Source organism: Paenibacillus sp. SYP-B3998, assembly GCF_010820665.1.
Taxonomy (GTDB): domain Bacteria; phylum Bacillota; class Bacilli; order Paenibacillales; family NBRC-103111; genus Paenibacillus_E.
Window position 1 is genome coordinate 21365 of record NZ_JAAIKC010000026.1, and the last position, 6533, is coordinate 27897.

The 6533-nt window shown below is 39.5% G+C and carries 7 protein-coding genes; 5 read left to right on the top strand and 2 right to left on the bottom strand.

The features are described 5' to 3' along the window. The first annotated feature begins 81 nt into the window (after nt 1–81). The 4 genes from GK047_RS28615 to GK047_RS30470 all read left to right on the top strand — a co-directional run bounded on the left by GK047_RS28615 (nt 82) and on the right by GK047_RS30470 (nt 2920). Nucleotides 82–810 carry a DUF1266 domain-containing protein gene (locus tag GK047_RS28615; RefSeq protein WP_163954101.1) on the top strand — a complete coding sequence of 243 codons (729 nt, stop codon included), beginning with the start codon at nt 82–84 and terminating at the stop codon, nt 808–810. A gap of 19 nt (nt 811–829) precedes the next feature. Beyond that, entirely contained in the window at nt 830–1303 is a 474-nt protein-coding gene (locus GK047_RS28620; protein WP_163954105.1) for a hypothetical protein, read from the top strand. 111 nt (nt 1304–1414) lie between these two features. Then, nucleotides 1415–1939, top strand: a complete 525-nt coding sequence (locus GK047_RS30800) for a hypothetical protein (protein ID WP_163954109.1) — start codon at nt 1415–1417, stop codon at nt 1937–1939. Between the two features lie 516 nt (nt 1940–2455). After that, the gene (locus GK047_RS30470) at nt 2456–2920 is read left to right on the top strand and encodes a transposase (RefSeq protein WP_481856069.1); all 465 of its coding nucleotides are present in this window, start codon (nt 2456–2458) and stop codon (nt 2918–2920) included. 59 nt (nt 2921–2979) lie between these two features. Here the strand turns inward: GK047_RS30470 and GK047_RS28635 are convergent, their stop codons facing one another. Both GK047_RS28635 and GK047_RS28640 read right to left on the bottom strand, forming a co-directional pair. Beyond that, on the bottom strand, nt 2980–4173 hold the full coding sequence (locus GK047_RS28635; RefSeq protein ID WP_163954111.1) for a winged helix-turn-helix domain-containing protein: 1194 nt from the start codon (nt 4171–4173) through the stop codon (nt 2980–2982). Between the two features lie 216 nt (nt 4174–4389). Then, nucleotides 4390–4857 (bottom strand): DinB family protein, encoded by a 468-nt coding sequence (locus GK047_RS28640; protein ID WP_163954113.1) that lies wholly within the window; start codon nt 4855–4857, stop codon nt 4390–4392. 93 nt (nt 4858–4950) lie between these two features. Here GK047_RS28640 and GK047_RS28645 point away from each other — a divergent pair, with 93 nt between their 5' ends. Then, a complete protein-coding gene (locus tag GK047_RS28645; RefSeq protein WP_163954115.1) occupies nt 4951–6036 on the top strand; it encodes a hypothetical protein in 1086 nt (361 codons plus the stop codon). Nucleotides 6037–6533: the final 497 nt, after the last annotated feature.

A 6533-nucleotide genomic window follows, 5' to 3' on the forward strand; every position in this document is an offset into this window, starting at 1 on the left:
GAGTATCGGTAAGTCAATCGATCTGGAATCGGGTAATATGTGAGAGTATTTATTTTTTATGAACGAAACGAGGATGAAAACATGGGTTTTTTTAAAAAATTAGCGGGTGCACTGAGCAAGAAAAAGTATCGAAAGAACCCCAATGCCGCTGTTTTAACCGTAGAACAGTATGCTGCTTTGAATGTCGGAGCAATCAATGCAGAACAGACTATGTACTTTTGTGATAGTTTACATACTGGGTCTGACAAAAATGAGATGAGACGAAATCTTGCTGATTACTACGGCATTGTTGATAGAGATACTGTATTAAGTACCTTGGATTGGCTGAGTAGTAGGGGGCATAGGGTCTATTTTGAGGCCATCAAACAATTTATTTCAGGTCTATCCACAGCCATTGACGAGACGGATTTGGAAGAAGAGCAAAAGGTAAATACATACGAATATATACAAAACCTAAATACTTCAATCGAAGATCTGATTAAAAATAAGCATATCAAAAAAAAGGTAGACTTGAGCACACAATCTGTTGTCGGCTGGGATATGGGGCGACTGGTTTTGGTTACACGGTGCTGTTATGAATTGGCATATATCTCAGAAGAAGAAGCTTGGAATTATATTCGTAAAGCCCATAGAGAATGTCAGAACACCTATTTGGACTGGAAAGAGTTTGCTGATGGCTATATCATTGGGAGATGCATGTGGGGTGGATCTGATATGATGCGGCACGGTGGTATTATGGGAATTGCAAAAGGGTTGCTTGAGGATGATGAGAGTCCTTGGTTAAAATACCCGTTGCGACAAAATACATAAAAAAAAGGAGAAATTTACTATGGATTTAAGATTAGTGGTTATACCAGTGGTACTGGTGATTGTTGGAGTGATTGTGATGGTGTTTCTGAACAAAAAGGGGGGGCGTTCTGCCGGTGTGGCTCAGAATGTTATGATGAACTACGTGCGTGAACAGCTTCCGAATATGCAAAGTGCTAATTTGGATGTCATTAATTTGCTTGAGGACACAATAAACCCAGAGCATATTTGGGTAGTTGCTTACAACGACAGCGGAATGTTTTTTATCCCGTCTACATCGAATCCTTTCACGCGTTCAATTAATAGATATGAGGATGAGAGTATCGATTATGTACCTTTTTCAGCGATTACTAATAAGTTGGTAGCACAAGACAAGAAGAAAATCAAATTGCATATAGGAGATGTAGTAAAATCTTTTAAGTATCAAAACAAAGATTGTTTTGGTGCCAATCAAGAACAAGAACTCTCTAAATTTATAAAATATTTAAGTAATTAGAGTCTACTTAATATATGGATTGGGCATCCGAAAGCGCTAAACTTTGATTTGGTGGCACCCTGTTGATTAACCGGAAGCTACCAGATCAAAAACGCAGAATAAGATCGCCGAATGGGTTACAAGAAACAGGTTACCCGATCGACGCTGCTAGGAGACCTTGATTCACTTTTTCGTTCGTCCGCATGGTCACTCGAATCGTTGCGCCAGGCGTGGCTCCAGGTTATCAGCCGGACGGACCCTCTACTGCTTGTGCAGAATTGCGTCGTGCTGGTCGGTGATGGGATGATGCAAGCTAAGAAAGGACGTCGGATGCTTAGAGACAAGAAGCTCCATCAGGAGTCCGAAAACGTCTCTAAGGGTGAGTACATTTTCGGCCATTTGTTTGGCGTCATCGGCAGAGACCCATCTGACTTTGAAGATAGGATTCTATTCCTGCTTGAGAATGAAAATCGAGAGTATATCCCTGAAGATTGGGTTCCAAGTTCAACATACTGTTTAGTATCCGATGACAAGAGGGTCATAGGGGCAGTAAATATCAGACATAGCTTCCGAGAAAACGATACTAAACATCGGCGGAGTACCGGACATATGCTTTACAGAGGAAGGCGGCAATGTCGTAAAAAGATTTTGGATTGAAACCTAATAACTTTGAGATGCTTCAAGTCTTTAAGCTATAAGCGTCTTTTATTTCAGCGAATGCAGCCACATCAAAAGGTTGTCCATTTTACGCAACCCACACATGTGGAGTGCGTGGTAAGGATATATCGGGAAAACCCAATCGAATAGCAGATCTTATAATTTAGCCCTTTCGTATAGAGAGAGGGTTATTTACATTTCCAAGACATCTCTAATAAAGTGAAATTTTAAATATTTCAAGTAAAAACTATGGTAAATAATTACTGTTTGCGATACATTGAAGTACGTTGGAATTAATTGTCGAAAGGAGTCATTATATGACTTGGAAATGGAAAAAGAGAGTATCAATATTAGTAGGGGTAATACCAGCGTAGCTGACACCACCCGCAAACACATGGATAAAAATGTAAGAACCCTCCGAGTCTGGAGAGTTCTTTTTATGAGTGATAAATGTACCAATTGCGGCCTGTTTGTTAAACTAACGTTATCCGTTAGCGGAATGACCTGTTTTAATTTATGGTTGGTGAGGATGTCGATTCAGAACGGTATCGATGCGATGTCTCCACTAATAAACGTCATCGTGTTGTTATGTTTCAGGATTTTGAGGGTCGAGAGATCCGTGTTGTTACAGATCTGATGCAAGTTACGGCAGAACAAATCGCACAGATTTACAAAGCCCGTTGGCAAATTGAGGTGTTCTTTCGTTGGATTAAGCAACATTTAAACATTCCTACTTTGTTCGGTACAACAGAGAATGCCGTGTATGGTCAACTGTTTGTAGCTTTAATCGTCTATGTCCTGCTAAAATGGTTGTTTGACACTACGAATTCAGTAGTTGCCAACCATGCAATTTTTTCATTTGCTCGATTTACACGTTTATTTAACCTGAAACTACCCCCTGTTGAATGGGATGTAGCCATTCAACAAATTATTGAGATATACGACCCCCGGTGGGGTTATTTGTGTTACATAATTTGGTAATCAACAGGCCTGCTTCAAAAGTAAACAACTTTATTATCCCTATACAAATACAGGAAATATCAGTTCATAGACTCTGCCGAAATCGTCTCACACCCGTTGAATATCGCAAACTTTTGGAAACAACTGTTCAAGGCTGTTCGCAATTGCGTTGTTTGCTTCACACCGTTCTCGTACCAGATGTTTTTAAGAACGAGCGTTCCAGTTTTTCGCTCCACGATTATCTCGGCTCGTCCAATGAAGCTTTCTCCATATAATAGAGGCAGCACATAATAGCCGAATTTTCGTTTGATTGCAGGCGTGTAAATCTCCCAGGTGTAATCGAAGCCAAACAATTCGTTGATAAGTTTTCTGTCCCATATGAAATTATCTAGAGGGGCAATAAGCTCGCAACGCAATTTCGGCTCCTGATTTTGCAGAACGGCTTCAATAAGCAGTAAATCCTCCGCGAGGCAGTACAGCATATCCTTCATTTGTTCCACGGCAACAGCAACAATGCGAGCTTCGTGTAATAGCTGGCGAAAAACCTCGGTGCGCTGTGCTGCTTTCAACCCCCATATATTCAGCCATGCATCTGACGCACGATTCCATAAGAGACCAACAGAGCCGATTCGACGCAGTACCCGCCACTTATGATGCTCAAGCTCATCCTCCAGCGGCTCTGATGCATTCAGCAGATTTGGCTGTATGTACTTCTTGGCTATATCGTAATATTTACGCGTTCCTTTTTTATGATGGATAATCAACTCACCCGTCGAATACATCTGTTCCAGCACCGATCGAGATGAATTGTTTCCACCGCTCCAGTGGATGGCCGATTGCCAAGAGAAATCTCCATCCAATTTTAAATCATCCGAACTTAGTGCACCGTGATTTTGGATATGAGCCCGTACTTGCGCTGTCAACGCTTCCATTTCGGGATAGCGTTCGGCATGTTGTCGGGCGGCTTGCCTGTATCGCTCAAAATACGGCCAGTCCTCGACAGAGATAATGGCCAGGTTCTTGTCGGGATAATCGACAAGGCTTCTATCCTCATACAGCAACTCGGCGAGCATTCCCTTGGTAAATCCCTTGATTCGCGACTGTAGCACCAATTCGGCGTTTTTTCCGCAAACATCGATGGGGTCGTATTGAATGCAGCTGACCTGCCGAGCAAAGTCCAATACGCCCTGCTTCTCACTAAATTTATATTCGCCCAAAAGTCCATGCTTCAACAACAGAAATTGCCGTGCCTGGCGGTTTGTTAATTGGATCATGTTTGCACCTACCTCTAGTTTAGTATAGTGGAAGATGGAGGGGAAAATAAAAACGAAGGCGTGAAGGGGAATTTGTTCACGTACTCGCTGAGGGTGTTTCTTGTACTTTTTATTGGCTGGCTGAGACCAATGCAATACCGAACTCAAACCAACCAATCAGCCACATATTAAAAACTCTAACTTTGAGGAGCCACTACCAAGGAAGACATCTATTTGTTATTGCATTTCTTTTGTTGGACCCATCACAGGCGGTACTGGTAAGCCTGCTTGACGTAATAGCACCATCATTTGGCCGCGGTGATGTGTTTGGTGGTCAATTAAGAAACGTAATAATGAACCTTTTGTTGCAAGACTTTCTAAGCCTGTTTCTGCTAGCAAGTCCTCATTTGATAGCTTGGCTACCTCTTCCTTGACCGCCTCTGCTGCTTTTTCGTAAGCTGCTACAATTTCTCTTGCTGTCGCTGGAACTGGTTCATCTTGACCAATCATTGGTACAGTTAAACCTGCTAAATGACTAAAATAACCTGTTGTTTCTACTAAATGCCAGCCTAACCAACCTAGTGTACTATGCCCTTCAAAAATACTTTGTCCTAATTTGTCATCTGTTACGGCTTGTAATACTTGCAATGTCCCTTTCACAGCCACTGCCCATTCCTTTAAAAAATCATCCACTTGTCGATACATCCAAACTCCTCCTCTATCATTCACGTCTCTTTTATCATACAAAATATTTGCTCAAAAGAAAAGGAAAAAACAAACATATGTTCTTGTTAAAAAATGCGTACAAAAAAACATCTGTATCCGCTAAACCTATGTGATGAACGTATTATTGAACTATTTGGGCATCCAATCAAACAGTTAAACAAGGATTATATCGATTTGATTTTTAAAAAATACCCTGGGAATGATTACTTTAGGGAGGACTTAACATATTGCAAACGATGTTTAAATAAAGGATATCATAGCATTCTACACCAATTTAAATTGGTTCATTACTGTCCGTTCCACATAAATGCTAAGCTTAATAACCGTTGTCCCCAGTGTAAAATAACAATCCCTTACCGCTTAAATGATGACTGCTCTGGCTTCCGATGTAAATGTGGCTACACATTTTTTAAAGATAATGCTCATTTTCATGTAATTTGGAAAGAATATCAACCTAGAATCGTTTCACCTGTAATTGAACGATGGGTCAGCCTAAATGATCAAAATCAGAAAGAGTTAGATAGGATAATTCTTTTTAGTGAAATAAATCCAGATAAAGTGCCAAATATGATGGAACGCTTGTTAAGCATGATCGATTTAGATCATGAGAGCACGGTAAAAGATAAGCACTTTATCATCAAATCCCATTCTAATTTATACAAACAAGGAAAAAGGCTGCAGCATTACAAGAAAGCTTATGATTCTCTTGATGAAAGAGCACTGGAAAGAATTGAAAGAAAGGTAAACGAAGAGATTTATGATAGCAGTGTAAATACTTTTACAGCAATTTGTAGCAAACTACTAAAAACCATACTAAAAAAACACCGAACTTGTATAGAAAGAATTGATATTGATAAAGAAATTTGTCCATACGCTTACGCCTATCTTCATTGGAGGCATTGCGTCGAGGGACTTGGTAAGCATTGGAGAGTGTGCAGCCGATTTTTCAGAAAAAAACCAACTCATTTATATTACCAGTTAGATACAATATCTGCACAAGATCAATATGTACTACATAGGCTAATATCAAACTGGGAAGATAGAAAGAATCGAAACAGAAAGTACGAAAGCGTTGCAGCCACTAAATGGGTAATAAACAGAGTGATACATTTTATAATAATGAATCACTTTAAAAATTGGCTAGAGTTTGACTGGTAAAAGAAAATACATACAAAATGGAAAAGTATATTTTTACCATCGACAACATTTAAATATGAAAATTTGCCGATGTTTGCCATTAAGACTCCTGTAAATGAAGATAACATAATTGAATTCCATTGGTGGAAAAATGATACAGACGGAGATAACATGATAAATGAATGTCCTTTTAATTCAGTTAAAAAGCGGCGGAAGAAAGATTTTAAAGGAACGCGACACTAAAGATGCTAATGAAAGCATTTTTGTGTCGCGTTTTTAATTGATCTATGTTTGTGTCGTTTATGAAAGTAGACTTGTGTCGCTGGACAACATTCATGTCCAATGACACAAATGTGCCTACATAATCAGATTGACAAAAGCTTGAGAAATCAGGCTTTTTTATTTTTTATGTAGGTTGATTTGTGTCAACGAAAAATGCACAAATGTCCCTACATTGTAGTATTGTGACACAAATTAACCAACATTGTAGCGGATAATAACCTCAAATTTTTTATATT

Excerpts from the sequence above, each read along its gene's own strand:
- GK047_RS30800 (WP_163954109.1), top strand. The coding sequence starts at position 1,415 with ATGGGTTACAAGAAACAGGTTACCCGATCGACGCTGCTAGGAGACCTT.
- GK047_RS30470 (WP_481856069.1), top strand. The coding sequence starts at position 2,456 with ATGGTTGGTGAGGATGTCGATTCAGAACGGTATCGATGCGATGTCTCC.
- GK047_RS28640 (WP_163954113.1), bottom strand. The coding sequence starts at position 4,857 with ATGTATCGACAAGTGGATGATTTTTTAAAGGAATGGGCAGTGGCTGTG.
- GK047_RS28615 (WP_163954101.1), top strand. The coding sequence starts at position 82 with ATGGGTTTTTTTAAAAAATTAGCGGGTGCACTGAGCAAGAAAAAGTAT.
- GK047_RS28645 (WP_163954115.1), top strand. The coding sequence starts at position 4,951 with ATGCGTACAAAAAAACATCTGTATCCGCTAAACCTATGTGATGAACGT.
- GK047_RS28635 (WP_163954111.1), bottom strand. The coding sequence starts at position 4,173 with ATGATCCAATTAACAAACCGCCAGGCACGGCAATTTCTGTTGTTGAAG.
- GK047_RS28620 (WP_163954105.1), top strand. The coding sequence starts at position 830 with ATGGATTTAAGATTAGTGGTTATACCAGTGGTACTGGTGATTGTTGGA.